The following is a 16,561-nucleotide window of genomic DNA, read 5'->3' as shown; positions in this document are numbered from 1 at the left end:
CAACGGGGCTACCGCTCCGCCGCTCCCGGGGGTTCGAGCGGCGGAGCGGTCACCGCGCAGTTGGTACGGCACTGCGGGTGACAGGCCCCGGGCACGGGGGAGCGTACGGTCGCCCAGGCCACGGCGGCTCCGGCCACCAGCACCCCCGCGCACCAGAACATCGCCCGCCCGAAGGCCGCGTCGAAGGCCCCGGGCGAGAGGTACGCGTCCGGGCCCATCCCGGCCAGCAGCGGCAGCGCGGCCACCGCGAGGAGTCCGGCGGCGCGCGCGGCCGCGTTGTTGATGCCGCTGGCCAGGCCCGCCCGGCCGGGGTCCACCGAGGACAGGACGGTCGCCGTCAGCGGAGCCACCAGGGCCGCCATGCCCAGGCCCATCACGAGCAGCGCCGGCAGCACGTCCCGTACGTACGGGGCCCCGGGACCCACCCGCAGCATCAGCAGCATCCCCGCCGCGCACAGCAGCGGTCCCACGGTCAGCGGGATGCGCGGGCCGATCCGCTCCCCGAGCTGCGCGGAGCGGGCCGACAGCAGCAGCATCAGGGCCGTGGTGGGCAGCAGGGCGGCCCCGGCGGCCAGGGCGGAGTACCCGGACACCACCTGCAACTGGAGCACCACGAGGAAGAAGAAGCCGCCGAAGGCCGCGTACACGCACAGGGTGACCAGGTTGACGGCGGTGAACAGGCGCGAGGAGAAGATGTCCGGGGGCACCATCGGATCGGCCCGCCGCCGCTCGACCACCACGAAGACCCCGGCCAGCAGCACCCCGCCCACGGCGGCTCCCACCACGAGCGCGGCGCCCGACCGGGCCTCGATGAGCGCGTAGGTCAGCAGCGCGAGAGAGGCGGCGCCGAGGACCGCCCCGGCCACGTCGAACCGCCCGTGCGCCACCGGATCCCGCGATTCCGGTACGTGCCGCAGCGCGACCGGGACGCAGAGCGCGGCCACCGGCACGTTCAGCAGGAACACCCAGCGCCAGCCCGGCCCGTCGACCAGCCAGCCGCCCAGGAACGGCCCCACCGCGGCGCCCACCCCGCCGAACCCCGACCACAGGCCCACCGCGCGGGCCCGGTCGTCGGGGTGGATCGAGCCTTGGATCAGCGCGAGGGAACCGGGCGTCAGCAGCGCCCCGCCGATGCCCTGCAGGGCGCGGGCGGCGATGAGCACCCCGGCGTTCGGCGCGAGCCCGCACAGCAGGGAGCCGACCGCGAACCACACCACCCCGAGCACGAAGATCCGGCGCCGCCCGAACCGGTCCCCGAGCGACCCGCCGACCAGGATCAGGCCCGCGAGGGTCAGCAGGTAGGCGTTGACCGTCCACTGGAGCACCGCCAGATCGGCGCCGAGATCCCGCCCGATGGCGGGCAGGGCCACATTGACCACGGTCGAGTCGAGCAGCGCCATGGCGGACCCGAGCACGGTGGTCAGCACGATCCACCGGCCCTGCGCGGTACTGAGGCGCACCCCGGGGGAGGGCGACGGGACGGGCTCGGTCATTCCCCCAGGCTGGCCCGCGCGGCCCGGAACGGCCACCCGGCTGGGAACGGCCACCCGGCTGGGAACGGCCACCCGGCTGGGAACGGCCACCCGGCTGGGAACGGCCACCCGGCTGGGAACGGCCACCCGGCCGGTGGCGGCCCCGGTGACGGCGGGCTGCCCGGCGGCCCGGGTGGCGGCCCGGGTGGCGGCCCGGGTGGTGGCCCGGGTGGAGGTCCGGCGGGCGGCACGGCTCATTAGGCACTCTTGTACGGGCCATGACACCTCCCGCACCATGGCCCGCGCACGTCACGCACACCCTTTCCGCACGTTCTGCACACGGCGTACGAGGAGACCCCACGTGGCACGAAGCGACACCCGACGAACCCCCCGCTCACGATTACGCCCCCTGCGCACAGGGTTCGCCGCCCTCACCGCGGCCCTGCTGCTGCCCCTGGGCGTGGGCGTGGCCGCGGCCGCCCCCGATCCGGCCCCCACCCCGGGCATGGCCGAGCGCAAGATCGAGCCGAGTCTCCGGGCCCAGCTCGACGGCTCCGCCAAGGCGGTCTTCTGGGTCTACCTCGACAGCGCGGCCGACCTCACCGCCGCGCGGGGGCAGCAGACCCGCACCGCGAAAGCGGAAACGGTTCTGCGCCTGAAGAAGGACCACGCCGCGCGCAGCCAGGCCGAAGTGATCAAGGCCCTGGACGGTGTGAAGGCCGAGTACACCTCGTACTGGATCGTCAACGCCGTCCGCGTCGTCGGCACCGACAAGCTCGCCGGAGCCCTGGCCCAGCGCCCCGAAGTGTCCCGGATCGACGCGGACGACCAGGTCACCCTCCCCAAGCCCGCGGAAGGCACCCGGGAGAAGACGGCGGCCGACGCCGTCGAATGGAACATCGACCGGATCAAGGCACCGCAGGTCTGGGACCAGCTAGGCGTCCGCGGCGAGGGCATCGTCGTCGCCAACATCGACAGCGGCGTGGACCACACCCACCCGGCCGTGGCCCAGCAGTACCGGGGCCGGGGCGCGGACGGCTCCTACGACCACGACTACAACTGGTTCGACCCGGCGGGCGTCTGCTCCACCGCGGCTCCCTGCGACAACAACGACCACGGCACCCACACCATGGGCACGATGGTCGGCGACGACGGCGGCGCCAACAAGACCGGCGTCGCCCCGGGAGCCAGGTGGATCGCCGCCAAGGGCTGCGAGACCACCTCCTGCTCCGAGGCCTCGCTGCTCGCCGCGGGCCAGTGGATGGTCGCCCCGACCGACCTCAACGGCCGGAACCCGCGCCCCGACCTGGCCCCGCACATCGTCAACAACTCCTGGGGCGGCACCGGCGGAGACACCTGGTACCAGGAGATCGTCGACACCTGGCGGGCCGCCGGCATCTTCCCGGCCTTCTCCAATGGCAACTCCGGACCCGGCTGCGCCACCAGCGGATCGCCCGGCGACTACACGAGCTCCTACAGCTCCGGCGCCTTCGACATCAATGGCGCCATCGCCTCCTTCTCCTCGCGCGGCGCCGGCCCCGGCGGGACCGTCAAGCCGAACATCGCGGCCCCCGGGGTGAACGTGCGCTCCTCCGTCCCCGGCGGCGGGTACGCCTCCTTCTCCGGCACCTCCATGGCATCGCCGCACACCGCCGCGGCCGTGGCCCTGCTCTGGTCGGCCGCGCCCGCCCTCGAGGGCGACATTGCGCAGACCGAAGCACTGCTGGACGGCACCGCGCTGGACACCGACAGCGCCCAGTGCGGCGGCACCGCCGCCGACAACAACGTCTTCGGCGAGGGCAAGCTCGACGCACTCGCCGCCGTCACCTCCGCACCGCGCGGAGCCCTCGGCGCGCTCGCCGGCACCGTCCGCTCCGGCGGGCAGCCCGTCGCCGGGGTGAAGGTCCTCGCCGACGGCCCCATCGACCGTACGGCGACCACCGCCGCCGACGGCACGTACCGCTTCGCCACCCTGTCCGTGGGATCGTACGCGCTCACCGCGTCGAAGTTCGGCTACGGGCAGCAGGGCGCGACCGTGGCGGTGACCGAGAACGCCACCGCCACCGGCGACCTCGACCTCGTCCAGGCGGACTCCGGGAAGCTCACCGGCACCGTCGCCTCGGCCGCGGGGCCGCTCGCCGGCGCCGCGGTGACCGTCGCCGACACCCCGGTGACCGCGACCACCGACGCCCAGGGCCGCTTCGAGGTCACCCTGCCGCACGGCACCTACACCGTGAACGCCACCCACTCCTCGCGCTGCCTCACCGCCGGCGCGGCCGCGGTCACCGTGGCCGGGGACACCGCCGTCGCGGTGAACCTGCCCGAACGCACCGACGGCTACGGCTACGCCTGCGCGGCCTCGGCCGGCGGACCGTACCAGCCGGGCGACCGGCGGCTCGCGCTGACCGGCGACAACACCACCGAGCGCGTCGACCTGCCCTTCCCGCTGCCGCTCTACGGCAAGACGTACGGGCAGGCCTGGATCGGCACGAACGGCACGGTCAGCTTCGGCGGGAACCACACCGGGGACGTCAACGGGGACGTCCCGAGCGCGGCCACGCCCAACGCGGCGCTGTACCCGTTCTGGGACGACCTGGTCGTCGGCGCCGCCGGCAGCGGCTCCGGAGTCTTCACCGCGGTCACCGGCAACGCGCCGCACCGCAGTTACGTCATCGAGTGGCGCGAGGTGTCGCACTGGTCGGCGCAGTCCGACAAGTTCTCCTTCTCGGCGGCCATCGGCGAGGACGGCACCGTCCGGTACTCCTACCGGGGCACCGGCGGCACCGGCATCAAGGGCGGCTCCACCGCCACGGTCGGCGTGGAGAACGCGACCGGCACCGATGCCTACCGCTACTCCTTCAACACGCCCGTGATCACGGACGGCCTGTCCGTCTCCTTCCGCACCACCAAGAGCGGGGTGGTGGCGGGCCGGGTGCTCGACGCGAACGACGGCAACGGCGTCGCCGGAGTCACCGTGACCGTCGGCACGGGCGCCACCGCGGTCTCCGCCACCACGGCGGCCGACGGCGGCTACGTGGTCCAGAGCCCGTCCGGCGCCCGGGAACTCGCCCTGACGGCCGCCCAGTACGAGCCGGTGGCCGCCACCGTGGACGTCAAGGCGGCCGACGTCACCCAGGTGACCCGGTCCCTGCGCACCGGCAAGGTGACCCCGGCGAAGCCGGCCGTGGAGATCGTCCTGCCGCCCGGTCAGCAGCGGACGCGGACCCTCGACCTCACCAACCCCGGTCTCGGCACGGCCTTCACGGCGGCCGAGGACGCGGCCTGGCTGACGGTGACCCCGGGCTCCGGGGACCTCCCGACGGGCGGGAAGGCCCCGCTCACCCTGGCGGTGGACACGACGGGCCTGACCCCGGGCACGGTCCTCACGGCCGACCTGAAGATCACCTCGGCCAGCGGCCGGACCCCGGTGCTCACCGTCCCCGTCAAGCTCGTCGTCCCGCGCTACCAGGTCGCCCTGGACGCCGGTTCCACGGGCGCGAGCACGGACTCGCTGGGCGACGGCTGGTCACCGGACCGCAAGTACACGACGGGCTCGTACGGCTACCAGGGCAACGGCTCGGCCCAGTCCACCAGCCGCACGATCGCGGGCACGGCCGACCAGAAGCTCTTCCGCAACGCCCGTGAGGGCATGTACGAATACCGCTTCGACACCGTCCCCAACGGCACCTACACCGTCGAACTGGGCTTCGCGGAACTCTCCTCCACGAAGCCGAACAAGCGCGTCTTCGACGTCCTGGCGGAGGGCACGCAGGTACTGCCCTCCCTGGACATCTCCCTGGAGGCGGGCACGTACACGGCCCTGACCCGCACCTACACGGTCACGGTCACGGACGGCACCCTGAACATCCGCTTCGTCACCCACACCGGCTTCGGCAAACCCCTGCTGAACTCCCTGCGCGTGACGGACCGCCCCGACAAGAGCTGACCGCGGGCGACAGCGCAACGGGCGGGGCGCCTCCGGGCGCCCCGCCCTCCGCCTTCAGGCCCCGGTGGTCATCGGAGGAACCTCCGGTCGCGGTCGGTGAAGGAGGGGAGCGGGGCCGCCGCGCGGAGGGCCACGTCCAAGGCGTGCCCCGGGTCGCAGGCGTACGTACCGGCGGCCCACGCGGCATTGGCCTCGATCACCGACCAACGGCCGTCGGCGAGGCCCACGTCGACGACGATCGCGGACGGGAGGGTGGAGAAGGGCAGGCCGGCCGCGAAGGCGAGGGCGTCGGCCGAGGCCGGGCCCGGACTGAGACGGCCGTCCTCGGCGTAGCGGCTCGCGGTGTGCACGGCCCCGTCGAGCAGGAACATCCGGTGCTCCGCCGTGAACCGGACCACGTCGCTGACCAGCACCTCCGTCCCCGGATCCACCGCGTCCGGCCCCGGCAGGCGGGAGCCGTCGGCGTAGACGAGGGCCGGGATGTCCTTGTCGTTCGGCGACTTCACGAAGACGGGCCGGCGCAGCCCGTACGCCTCGCGGATCGGCATCAGCCGGACCTCCCGCCCGGTGAACTCCCGGGGCAGCCGCGCCAGCCAGTCGGACGGGGCCTCCAGCAGACCGATCCCGAGCCCGGGGGCCACCGCGTCGGCGAACCGCGGCCCGGCGTGCACATGGTCGGCCCGCAGGCCTTCGGGCACGGCGAAGCCGTCCAGTCGTACGGTGGCCAGCCCGCGCGCGTGCGCCGCGTCCCGGAGCCGGGCGGCGGACGCGGTGACACGGGGCGGCAGCAGCAGGGTCATGCGGAGATCCTGCCGAAGGGCCGGGCCGGCGTCATCCGGGTTTCGGGGCCGGCGGGGGCTTCAGCTCCTGCGGTACTGGTCCACCAGGATCGTGACGGAGTCGTCGGCGGGGGCCTCGACCAGTCTCACGATCGCGATCTCGCTCCGGTCCGGGCTGCGCACGCAGAACGGCCGGGCCTTCGCGAGCGCGGCGAGGGGCAGGGAGGCGGCCGGGCGGGTCTCGATGCCCTGGAGGCAGGCGGCCGGCGTCAGCTCCGCGGAGCCGGACGGCTCCCCGGAGTCGGACACGAAGGAGTCCGACTCCTCGGAGGGGACCAAGGCCTGGCCTTCGCGCGCCAGGTACCAGGCGGCCGTCTCCGCGGGCACCACCTTCCCGGCCTTCAGGTCGAACTCGTAACCGGAGTCGGGGGCGGTGAGCTCGGTTCTCGTGTAGCCCGGCACGTACGCGGCGGCCGGGTCGGGCGGCGTGGCCGTCGCGGAGGCGGAGGCGGACGAAGAGGGGGAGGGGAAGGCGGAGGCGGAGGCCGTGGGGCCGGTGACGGGGCTGCCGCCGTTGCCCTGGGCTTCGCCCGCGGGACCGTCCAGGTAGTACACGGCTCCGGCGGCGGCCAGCAGGGTGCCGGCCACCAGCAGGGCCGGCAGCACCGGAAGCCGCCGTCCGCGGCCCTGCCCGGGGTGGGGTGTCGGTGCGGGTACCGGTACCGGCGCCGGCGTCCGCCCGCCGGGCCAGGCTCCGGGGTCCGTACCCGGTCCGGGTGAGGCCGGAGCGGTGCCCGCCGGGCCCGGGCGTGCGGTGGCCGTCCTCGTGGCCTGGAACGGCGGCGGGGCGGGCCACGCGGTGTCCCCCCGGCCCCCGACCTCCTCCCGGACCGGCCCGGGCAGCCACCCGTCGGTGAACTCGGGCCGCCCGCCCACCAGCGGGTGCGCCCGTACGGAGGCGATCAGTTCGGCGGGCCGCGGACGGTCCTCGGGACGCTTCGCGAGGCACCACGCGATCAGCCCGTGCAGCTCGGGCGGCACCCGGGTGAGGTCGGCGTGCTCGTGGACGACCCGGTACAGGGCGCTGGACTCCGGCCCGTTCCCGAAGGGCGCGATCCCGCCCGCCACGTAGGCGGCCAGCGTCCCGAGCGCGAAGACGTCGGTCGCCGGCGTCACCGGATGGCCGAGCGCCTGCTCGGGCGCCATGAACGCCGCCGTGCCGATCCGCAGCCCGGTACCGGTGAGCGCGGCGGCGTCGGCCGCGCGCGCGATCCCGAAGTCGATCACCCGGGGGCCGTCCCCCGCGAGCAGCACGTTGGCCGGCTTCAGGTCGCGGTGGACGACGCCCGCCCCGTGGATGGCCTGGAGCGCCTCGGCGATGCCGGCGAGGAGCAGCAGGACCGTGCGTACCGGCAGCGGCCCGTGCCTGCGTACGACCTCGTGCAGCGAGGGACCGGACACGTACGCGGTGGCGAGCCACGGCGTGGGGTCCTCGACCCCGGAGTCGATCACCTGGGCCGTGAACAGGCCGTGGATCCGGCGGGCGCTCGCCACCTCCTGGGCGAACCGCCGGCGGAACTCGGGATCGGAGGCGAGCTCCCTGCGGACGGCCTTCAGCGCGATGGGGCGGCCGCCCGGCGTGTGGGCCAGGTAGACCACGCCCATGCCGCCGGAGCCGAGCCGGGCGTGCAGGCGGTAGCCGCCGATCTCGTGGGGATCATCCGCGGACAGTGCCGTAGGGGCCGGCTGTGCGCCGGAGTGCTGCTCGGACATGCGGTGGCTCTTTCAACGATGCGATGCGGAGCGCCGCGATGCGGCAGGGGCCTGCGCGCATCGTGCCATGAATTGACTGAATTTTCAGTCAGTGCCAGAGTGGGCGACACGTGCCCGCACCACCCGCCCCGCGTCACGGCCCTTCGCGGACGGAGGGCGCACCCTTGTCTCAGGGGCCCGGGACCGTCGGCCCGTGCCGTACCTCCCGCGCCCGTCCTGGTCGGACGCAGTCGTCCCGCCAGTCCTCGATCGGAGTTCTCCCGTGTCCCACCTGCCCCCCACGCGCCGGACCGCCCTCCGCACCTTCGCCGGGCTCGGCGCCCTCGCCTTCGGGGCCGCCGCCTGCGGCCCCTCGCAGAGCGCCCCGCGCTCCAACGCCCCCGTCGGCACCGCCCAGCCCTCCCCGGCCGGGCCCGAGCGCCGGCTCGGCGCCGAGTGGGAGAGCCACGCCCGCACCTTCATGGCCTGGCCCGCCCTGGACGCGGTCTGGATGGAAGACCTGCGCTACGTACGCGAGGACATCGCACGGATCGCCCGGGCCGTCGGGGAGTACGAGGCGGTCGTCATGATGGCCCGCCCCGAGCAGGTGGCCGCGGCGCAGAAGGCCTGCGGCTCCGAGGTCGAGGTGATCCCGCTGGCCGTGGACGACATGTGGGCCCGCGACACCGTCCCCGTCTTCGTCGAGGAGGGGGGCAAGGTCATCGGCGTCGACTTCAACTTCAACGGCTGGGGCAACAAGCAGGAGCACAAGAACGACGGCCAGGTCGGGCGCCTTCTGCTCCAGAAGTACGGGATCCCCCGGGTCCAGGCTCCGCTGGTGGCCGAGGGCGGCTCCTTCGAGACCGACGGCGAGGGCACCCTGCTGATCACCGAGAGCTCGATCGTCAACGACAACCGCAACCGCGGCAAGAGCCGGGACACGATCGAGGCCGAGCTCAAGCAGACCCTGGGCGTCGAGAAGGTGGTCTGGCTGGCCGGCGTACGCGGCGAGGACATCACCGACGCCCATGTGGACAGCCTCGTACGGTTCACCGCGCCCGGTGTGGTCCTGCTGGACCGCGCGCACCCGAACACCCCGCCGGACTCCTGGTCCCGCTCCGCGGACCAGGCGAAGTCGGTCCTGTCGAAGGCGACGGACGCCCGCGGCCGGAAGTTCGAGATCATCGACCTGCCGCAGCCCGACCTGGACAAGATCACGGGCGAGGGCGACGACTTCGTGTCGACCTACGCCAACTTCTACGTGGCCAACGACTCCGTCTTCATGCCGAAGTTCGGGGACCGCCAGGCCGACGACCGGGCCCGCGGCATCCTCCAGGAGCACTTTCCCAAGCGGGACGTCGTACCCCTCGCGATCGACACGATCGCCTCGGGCGGCGGCGGCATCCACTGCGCGACCCACGACCAGCCCGGCAAGCCTGCCGCGTGAGCGCACTGCGGCGCCGCCCGTCCGGGCGGCGCTTCCCGCTGCTGCCGGGCCTGCTCGCGATCGTGGCGGCGGTCGGCGTGGGGGCCTGGTTGCAGTTCGGCGAACGCCAGGCCCAGGACACCGTCCACACCGCGGGCCGGGCCGATCCGGACCGGGTGGACGTCGAGGCGACGATCCAGCGCGTCGACGCGGCCGGGCGCGAGCTGGTGCTGCGGGTCCTGGTCACGCCCCGCGGGGCGCTGGCCGAGGCCGGCGGGATCGCACCCGCCGAGGACCTCACCCTCCAGACTTCGACGGCCACCCGCGGCGACCTGACCTTCAAGGCCCACCAGCGCATCTCCACCCTGGACGTGCCGGTGGCCATGACGGGCGGCTCCATCACGGACTACCCGTTCGACGCCTACGGGGCGGACGTGGAGTTCGCGGCCGTGCTGGGCCAGGAGAAGGTTCCGGTACGGGTCCTGTTCTCCAACAACGACGTGCTCTTCTCGTCCACGGTGGAGGCCTCGACGGCGGCCGACGGCGCCGCCGTCCTCGACATCGGGCTGGCCCGCTCCAACAGCGTGCTCGTGTTCGCGGTGTTCATGATGATCGCGATGTGGGCGCTCGCCGTGTCCGTCCTGATCGGCGGGTGGTACCTCGTCACCCACCGCAAGGGGCTCACCTGGCCCGCCCTCGGCTGGATGGCCGCCACGCTCTTCGCCCTGGCCGCCTTCCGCAACACCGCTCCCGGCACACCGCCGATCGGCTGCCTGCTCGACTACCTCGCCTTCCTCTGGGCGGAGATCCTCATCGCGTTCTGCCTGATCACCGTGGTCGTCATGGGCATCCGCGCGGAGCCTCCGGCGGAGGGGGCGGGTGCGGCGCGCGGGGCGGAGGGGGCCTGAACCGGAGTATGGGCCGTCGTCGGCGGCGGCGGCGGGCCGGGCGCACGCGGCCGAGCGCCGCCGGGCCCCGATCCCCGGCCGGTGGTCCCGGGTGGGATGCGGGGGCATTCGGGTGGCCCGTACGGGGCCGGACCGCGCGACGCGCGGGGCAGGTGCCGTGGGCGCCGTACCGTGGCTGACCATGACGCTCCAGAGCGACCGGGCCGGGCAGGCCGGGCAGGCCGGATGGGCCGAGCAAGCCGAGCACGTCGAGCAGGCCGAGCAGGCCGAGCAAGCTGAGGAGCCTGCGCGGTCCGGGCAGTCCGGGCAGTCCAGGCAGTCCGGGCAGGCCGGGCAGGCCGGATGGGCCGGGCCGGCCGAGCAAGCCGAGCAAGCCGGGCCGGCCGGGCCGGCCGAGCAAGCCGTCCAGGTCGGGCAGCGCGGGCTGCCCGCGTCGGCCCGGGGCGTCGACCGGGTCGCGGCTCTCGTACGGGACCTGGACCCCGGGGCCGGATGGGCCGTCGGCGGCGTGGACGGGCCGGACGCGGTGGTGGAGGCCGGGGCCGGGTTCTGGGAGCAGTCGGCAGGAGGCGCAGCCGGAGCCGGAGCCGGAGCCGGCGCCGGGGCCGGGGCCGATGATCGGGCCGACGGTCGGGCCGGAGCCGGGGAGGGGGCGCTTGCCCCCGATGTCGGCGGGCTGGTGGGTGTGCTGGCCGTGTGGCCCGTCATCGGGATGCTCGTGGACGCGGGGGAGCTGGCCCTGCACACCCCGCTCACCGCCTACGGGGCGGGCGAAGGCCTGCCCGCCGGCACCACCGCGCACCATCTGCTCACCCACGGCTCCGGGGTGTCGCCCGCGCTCTGCGGGCTCGCCGAGCGGCTGTGCGGCAGCCCCCTCGCGGGGGTCGCCGCGGAGCGGATCTGGGGGCCGCTCGGCATGACCCGGACGGGCTTCGCCGCCGACGGGACCCTGCGTGCGCCCGCCGGCGACCTCGGCCGGTTCCTGAGCCACCTCCTCGCCCCTGCGGGCGGCCCCGTCAGCCGGGCCTGGACCGTGCAGTCGCTCCGCATCCGCACCGGCGAGCTCCTGCCCGCCCGGGGCCTCCTCTGGCACCCCGCCGCGCACGGATGCTGGTTCCACGGTGAAGGCCCGGCCCTGTGGATCTCCCCGCGCGGGCGGCGCTGGGCGGCGCTCCTCCCGACCACCCCGTCGGCGCCGCTCCGGACCGCCTTCCGTGAGGCGGTCTTCGCCTGAACTCCCTCGCACTGCAAGGCTGTTGTATCTTCGGAGTTCGATGAAGAAGACCCGGCAGAAGGACCGTGGCGTGCCCGGTCCGCAGAGTCCCTGGGACGAGATCACCCCCGGCCTCTGGATGGGCGGCCACTACTGGACGGACCCGGCCGGGGAGCTGCGGCCGGTCGTCGTCGGAGCCGAGTTCGACCTCGTCATCAGCCTCTTCACCCGCCCGGGGCACGGCCCCGACCCGCGCGTGGAACACCTGGTCGGCGACCTGCCGGACGCCCCGCTCACGGGCGCGCAGCTGCGTACCGTCCTCCGGCTCGCCGCCGCCGCCCGCGCGGCCCTCGACTCCGGACGGCGGATCCTGGTGCGCTGCCATTCCGGTTACAACCGCTCCGGTCTCGTCGTCGCCCAGTGCCTCGTCGACGGCGGCCTCGCGCCGGCCGCCGCCATCGGCCTGGTCCGCCGTGGGCGATCCCCCTGGGCCCTGCACAACGCGACCTTCACGGACTACCTCGCCGCCGGTCCGGAGGCCGCCGCGCTGCTCGTCGATCTGGACCTCGTTTCCGGTCCCGATCCCGGACCAGATCCGGGACCCGATCCCGCGCCCGAGCCCGAACCGGGAGCGCCGTCCCGCCCATAGCCCGCCCGCGGCCCTCCCGTACCCCCCTCGTGGTCCTCGGAGCGCGGACCCGGGACGGTCGACGTACGGTGAGCGCGAGATCACCGACCGTCGAGTCCAGGCTGCGCGGAGGTACACGGATGCGTACGGCCCACGAGACCGCCCGCGGTGCGTGCACGCCACCGGCCCCGGCCGCGGAGGCCCGCGCATGACGGCCCGAGCGGGGCGCGGCGAGAGCGCCCGGTTCGCCGTCGCCCACACCCTGCCCGCCCTGGTGCGGGGCTTCGTGAGCGCCCGGCCCCCCGCGGTGCGCGGGCACGCGGGGCCGGGCCGGCCCCGCTGGTCCGCCGCCACCCTGCGGGCCCTGCGCGACCGGCACGGCGGAGCGCCCGTGCTCCTACGGGGGCTGACCGGAACCGTCCTGCTCATCCTCGATCCGCAGGACGTCGAGCAGTTCTACGCCGAACCCGTCGGCTCCCCCGGCCGGCCCGCCGGAGGCGCGGACGGCTGCGCCCACGCCGGGCTCCGCGCCGAACGGCGGGCGGTCGACGACTCCGTGCTCGCCGCGGGGCTGACCGTGCATCCCTCGTGCGGGGCGTTCCTCTCGGTCCTCACCGATGAGGCCCGGTGCCTGACGGTCGGCGGTTCCCTCGAACTCGCCCGCGTCCGGCACTCCGTGGCCCGCGCGGCCCGCCGCATCGTCCTCGGCGACGCGGCCGCGGAGGACGCGGAACTCGGCCGCCTGCTCGGACGTTTCCACGCCGGGGCCGGCGCGCGGATCGCCGCGTACGCCGACGTCGCGGAGCCGCACACCCTCATCGCCCGGGCCCGCCGCCACGCGGACCCCCTCGGCAGGCCGGACCAAGCGGGACCGCATCATGCGGGACCGGACCACGCAGGACAGGGCCGGGCAGACCCTGACCAGGCGGATCCTGGCCAGGTCGGGCCGGACCCGGTCGGGCAGGTCCGCCAGTGGCTGGCGGCCTTCGACCTCGTGCCCGGTGTCCTCCTGCGCACCCTGCTGCTCCTCGGCGCGCACCCGGTCGAACAGGATGCCGTCGCCGCCGAGGCCCGGGCCGCCGGATGGGCGCAGGGCTCCGCCCAGGGCGCGCTGCCCCGGCTGCGGGCCTGCGTCCGGGAATCGCTGCGGCTGTATCCGGCCGTGCCCGACCTGATACGGATCACCCGTACCGAGACCGAATGGCGGGGCGTGCGGCATCCCGCCGGGACCTGTGTGGTGCTGCCCGTGCTGTTCCACCAGCGCGACCCCGAACACGTGCCCGCCGCGCACGTCTTCGTACCGGGCCGGTGGGCTTCCCGCGAAGCGGACAGGGACGTACGCATGGCCCCGTTCAGCCATGCCGGCGGCCGGTGCCCCGGCGAGCAGTTGGGGCTGCTGGTCACCGCGGCGCTCTGCGCGGAGGTGCTGCGCGGCCACCGGGTCCGGCCCGGTCGGCCCCTGCTCGACCCCGTCGGCCCGCTCCCCGAGGCCCTGGACCCGCACGGCATCCGGCTGCGCCTGACCCGCCGCTGACCCCGCCACCGGCCGACCCCGCACCCCGGCGGCGCCACGGCATCCGGCCCACCCGCCCTGCCCGGCGGCGGCCGTTCGCCGCGCCCCGTCCGCCTCCTCCCGCCCTGTCCTGCCCGCCGTTCATCCGACCCGACGAGGAATCCATGTCCGACGCCGCGACCCCCGGGACCTCCGCGACCTCAGCGCCCACCGACCCGGACGCCGACCAACTGGGCGCCCTGTGCCGGGAACTGGCCGAGGCGGCCGACGCCGTCGGCGAAGCCGCCCGCTACGCATCCCGGCTGGCCCTCGGCTCCCGGCTGCCGGTCACCGCGCTGGGCCTCGGCAGCCGCCGCCGAGCGGCCTGGCGTACGCTGCTGCGCGCCCTCACCGACCCGGACGGACTCGGCTGGGCGGCCAGGGGCCGGGGCGTGGCGCGGGCCGGGTGGCTGGCCGGGGTCGTCACCGGCCGGGAGAGCCTCGCCGTCAGCCTCGCGGTGTGCGGCCTCAAGGGCCGGATCCGGGTCGAGAGCACCCGTAACCCGGCGAGGTCGGCGGACCCGGCCGCCGCCGAGGTGTTCCTCGCGGTGGAGGAGGGCCGGCAGGCGGACGCCGTCCGGGCGTTCCGCGACCTCGTGCGCCGACGCGGCGAGGGGCCCGCCTTCGCCCTGCTGAACCCGTCCTTCGCCGACCTGCTGGCCTGGAATGCGCTGACCGACGACAACCCGTTCAACGACCACGCCGGCTGGCAGGTCGCCACCGGCAGGGCCGTGGCCGCCGAGCCGCTCCTCGGGATCGGCGCCGCCCTGCGGGCCTTCTTCGACCGGGGACCCGCCTGCTCCGAGCCGGGGAACGGCCTCCTCGCCGAGCTGGACACCACCGGCACCCCGGCCGGATACCGGGGCAATGCCGACCGGATCGCCGGAGCGCCGGGCGCGGTCCTGCTCCAGCAGGTCGCCGGCCCGGACGGGATCGAGCGGTGCGTGCTCCAACTCGCGGGGCCACCAACGGAGTCCGGCCGCGCCGACGCCCCGTACGAAGAGCCGGCCGCGCACGTCCGGGACGTCGCCGCGACGGTACGCCGCCTCGTGCCCTCCGGGACCGAACTCGCCCTGCTCGGCCACGGTCCGGGCGCCCGTACGGCCGGACGGCTGGCCGCGAGCCGGGAGTTCACCTCCGCCTACCGGGTCACCTGGGTGGGTTCCGGTCCCGAGCCGGGTCCGGCGGCGGCCCTCGCCGCCTTCGGGGGGCGGGTCACCGGAAGCCACCTCGTGCGGCTGCCCGGCCACCCCGACGTCTTCGTCCCGGGGCGGACCCGGTGACGGACACCGCCGGACCCGCGCCCCGGGACGGGGCCGCCCCGGCCGAAGGCCTGCGCGCCCACTCGGCCGCCCTGCGTTCGCACGCCGAACGGCTCCGCCGCGCCGCCGGAGACCTGCGCTGGCAGGGTCCGGGGGCCGACGCCTTCCGCGCCGAGGTGACGTCCCTGGCCGACCGCTGCGCCACGGCGGCAGGCGGCCTCGACCTGGCGGCAGCCCAACTCGCCTGCCCAGCCTCCCGCGAGAAGCCCCGCGGCAGACACCGACGGACCGGCTGACCGGAACCCGGCGGGGGAGCGGGCCGCGAGGGATCGCACACCAGGCACCTGGCGACCACTTTTTCAGTTGCCGACGCCGCTCGTTCCAGCCCATCCTGTCCCCTCCGCATCCGCACGCGAGGAGGACGACGTGGGCTTGACCCTCTTTCCAGGAGACGGAGACACCAGCAGCCCGGATGTCAGCTGGTCCTGCGCCCGCTTCAACGCCTTCCGGGAACGGCTCGCACAGGCCGAGGGGTTCATCCTCTCCGAGATGCGGGGCTTCGGCGGTGAACGGCGGTGGAGCGAGGTCTCCACCGCTCTGGAGCCGCTCCTCGACCACCCGGATGTCGGTGGTGACGACCTCGCGACGGCCGAATGCGCCGCGATGCTGCCCCGTCTGAACGCGATCATCGGCCAATGGCTGGAGGAACCCGGTGATCCGACCCTCCAGCAGCACATCCGGGACGCCCAACAGCTGGCTGTCGTCCTGCGCTTCTGCGTGGACGAGGGCGTCGAACTCATCTTCCTCTGACCTTTGACCTTGTGCCCAGGATCCCCGGGGGTGAGGGAGCTTCCCCGGGCCTCGGCCCGGGCGGTTACGCAACCGGTGCCGGGAGGCGGCGCAGGGCGGACAGGGCGCGTGTGGTGATCTCCTCCGGGGCTCCGGACACGTCGACGAGGACGCCGAGTTCGTCCGGCTGGAGCGGCTCCAGCGTGGCGAACTGCGAGTCGAGCAGCGTGGTGGGCATGAAATGCCCCTTGCGGGCCGCCATCCGCTCCTCGATCAGCGGACGGTCGCCGGTGAGGTGGACGAAGACGGCGTCCGGCGCGACGGCGCGCAGCCGGTCGCGGTAGGCCCGCTTGAGGGAGGAGGCGGCGACGACCCCGCCGCCGGTACCCGCCCGGTGGCGCATCCACGCGCCGATCGAGTCCAGCCAGGGCAGGCGGTCCGGGTCGTCCAGGGGGATGCCGGCGGACATCTTGGCGACGTTGGCAGCCGGGTGGAAGTCGTCGCCCTCCGCGTACGGGAGGCCCAGCGCGTCGGCGAGCAGCCGGCCCACGGTCGTCTTTCCCGTCCCGGCCACGCCCATCACCACCATGACGCGCGCCATCGTGCACCTCGTTTCACTGTCCTCGTCGGCCTCGGCCCCGGAGGACCCGGCACCACTGAAACACACTCGGCCGGGCGATCACGGCGAGCGGGCCGCCCGGTCAGCCGCGTACCCGGCCGTTCACCGGGGGCCGCGCGTCGGCGCGGGTGCCCCCGCCGTCCGGCGTACCGGTACCGCGTGTCGTTGGACCAACTCGTTGACGATCCGGCGGCATCAGCGTTTTTGATCTTCGT

13 protein-coding genes are annotated in these 16,561 nt (G+C 74.9%); 9 read left to right on the top strand and 4 right to left on the bottom strand.

From position 1 onward, the window contains the following. Positions 1-8: 8 nt before the first annotated feature. Positions 9-1,493, bottom strand: a complete 1,485-nt coding sequence (locus AC061S_RS10395) for an MFS transporter (RefSeq protein ID WP_478685633.1) — start codon at positions 1,491-1,493, stop codon at positions 9-11. Between the two features lie 340 nt (positions 1,494-1,833). On the opposite strand from AC061S_RS10395, the gene AC061S_RS10390 reads away from it, so the two are divergent. After that, on the top strand, positions 1,834-5,418 hold the full coding sequence (locus AC061S_RS10390; RefSeq protein WP_478685571.1) for a S8 family serine peptidase: 3,585 nt from the start codon (positions 1,834-1,836) through the stop codon (positions 5,416-5,418). Positions 5,419-5,486: 68 nt separating this feature from the next. On the opposite strand, the gene AC061S_RS10385 is transcribed toward AC061S_RS10390, so the two are convergent. Together AC061S_RS10385 and AC061S_RS10380 are read right to left on the bottom strand one after the other, a co-directional pair. After that, positions 5,487-6,218: an ATP-grasp domain-containing protein gene (locus tag AC061S_RS10385; RefSeq protein WP_478685570.1), complete on the bottom strand. Its 732-nt coding sequence runs from the start codon at positions 6,216-6,218 to the stop codon at positions 5,487-5,489. A gap of 60 nt (positions 6,219-6,278) precedes the next feature. Further along, positions 6,279-7,970, bottom strand: coding sequence for a serine/threonine-protein kinase (locus tag AC061S_RS10380; RefSeq protein WP_478685569.1), 1,692 nt, complete (start codon positions 7,968-7,970; stop codon positions 6,279-6,281). Between the two features lie 262 nt (positions 7,971-8,232). On the opposite strand from AC061S_RS10380, the gene AC061S_RS10375 reads away from it, so the two are divergent. From AC061S_RS10375 to AC061S_RS10340, 8 genes are all read left to right on the top strand, one after another. After that, positions 8,233-9,396: an agmatine deiminase family protein gene (locus AC061S_RS10375; protein WP_478685568.1), complete on the top strand. Its 1,164-nt coding sequence runs from the start codon at positions 8,233-8,235 to the stop codon at positions 9,394-9,396. After that, a complete protein-coding gene (locus AC061S_RS10370; RefSeq protein ID WP_478685567.1) occupies positions 9,393-10,283 on the top strand; it encodes a DUF4436 domain-containing protein in 891 nt (296 codons plus the stop codon). The genes AC061S_RS10375 and AC061S_RS10370 overlap by 4 nt, the downstream gene beginning before the upstream one ends. Positions 10,284-10,464: 181 nt before the next feature. Continuing rightward, the gene (locus tag AC061S_RS10365; RefSeq protein ID WP_478685566.1) at positions 10,465-11,517 is read left to right on the top strand and encodes a serine hydrolase domain-containing protein; all 1,053 of its coding nucleotides are present in this window, start codon (positions 10,465-10,467) and stop codon (positions 11,515-11,517) included. A 40-nt stretch (positions 11,518-11,557) separates the two neighbouring features. Continuing rightward, the gene (locus AC061S_RS10360; RefSeq protein WP_478685565.1) at positions 11,558-12,145 is read left to right on the top strand and encodes a protein phosphatase; all 588 of its coding nucleotides are present in this window, start codon (positions 11,558-11,560) and stop codon (positions 12,143-12,145) included. A 187-nt stretch (positions 12,146-12,332) separates the two neighbouring features. Continuing rightward, entirely contained in the window at positions 12,333-13,658 is a 1,326-nt protein-coding gene (locus AC061S_RS10355; RefSeq protein ID WP_478685564.1) for a cytochrome P450, read from the top strand. A 143-nt stretch (positions 13,659-13,801) separates the two neighbouring features. Further along, positions 13,802-14,959: a hypothetical protein gene (locus tag AC061S_RS10350; protein WP_478685563.1), complete on the top strand. Its 1,158-nt coding sequence runs from the start codon at positions 13,802-13,804 to the stop codon at positions 14,957-14,959. Next, entirely contained in the window at positions 14,956-15,234 is a 279-nt protein-coding gene (locus tag AC061S_RS10345; protein ID WP_478685562.1) for a hypothetical protein, read from the top strand. Before AC061S_RS10350 ends, AC061S_RS10345 begins: the two co-directional genes overlap by 4 nt. A 130-nt stretch (positions 15,235-15,364) precedes the next feature. Next, positions 15,365-15,748 (top strand): hypothetical protein, encoded by a 384-nt coding sequence (locus tag AC061S_RS10340; protein WP_478685561.1) that lies wholly within the window; start codon positions 15,365-15,367, stop codon positions 15,746-15,748. Positions 15,749-15,812: 64 nt separating this feature from the next. Here AC061S_RS10340 and AC061S_RS10335 read toward each other — a convergent pair whose 3' ends face one another. Beyond that, positions 15,813-16,328, bottom strand: coding sequence for a gluconokinase (locus tag AC061S_RS10335; protein ID WP_478685560.1), 516 nt, complete (start codon positions 16,326-16,328; stop codon positions 15,813-15,815). Positions 16,329-16,561 lie beyond the last annotated feature (233 nt).

The sequence above is a fragment of the Streptomyces sp. CA189 genome, from assembly GCF_056428985.1.
The sequence above is the reverse complement of the archived record's forward strand: the minus strand, read 5'-3'. Positions and strand labels throughout refer to the sequence as shown.

Excerpts from the sequence above, each read along its gene's own strand:
- AC061S_RS10395 (WP_478685633.1), bottom strand. The coding sequence starts at position 1,493 with ATGACCGAGCCCGTCCCGTCGCCCTCCCCCGGGGTGCGCCTCAGTACC.
- AC061S_RS10385 (WP_478685570.1), bottom strand. The coding sequence starts at position 6,218 with ATGACCCTGCTGCTGCCGCCCCGTGTCACCGCGTCCGCCGCCCGGCTC.
- AC061S_RS10380 (WP_478685569.1), bottom strand. The coding sequence starts at position 7,970 with ATGTCCGAGCAGCACTCCGGCGCACAGCCGGCCCCTACGGCACTGTCC.
- AC061S_RS10365 (WP_478685566.1), top strand. The coding sequence starts at position 10,465 with ATGACGCTCCAGAGCGACCGGGCCGGGCAGGCCGGGCAGGCCGGATGG.
- AC061S_RS10360 (WP_478685565.1), top strand. The coding sequence starts at position 11,558 with ATGAAGAAGACCCGGCAGAAGGACCGTGGCGTGCCCGGTCCGCAGAGT.
- AC061S_RS10355 (WP_478685564.1), top strand. The coding sequence starts at position 12,333 with ATGACGGCCCGAGCGGGGCGCGGCGAGAGCGCCCGGTTCGCCGTCGCC.
- AC061S_RS10350 (WP_478685563.1), top strand. The coding sequence starts at position 13,802 with ATGTCCGACGCCGCGACCCCCGGGACCTCCGCGACCTCAGCGCCCACC.
- AC061S_RS10335 (WP_478685560.1), bottom strand. The coding sequence starts at position 16,328 with ATGGCGCGCGTCATGGTGGTGATGGGCGTGGCCGGGACGGGAAAGACG.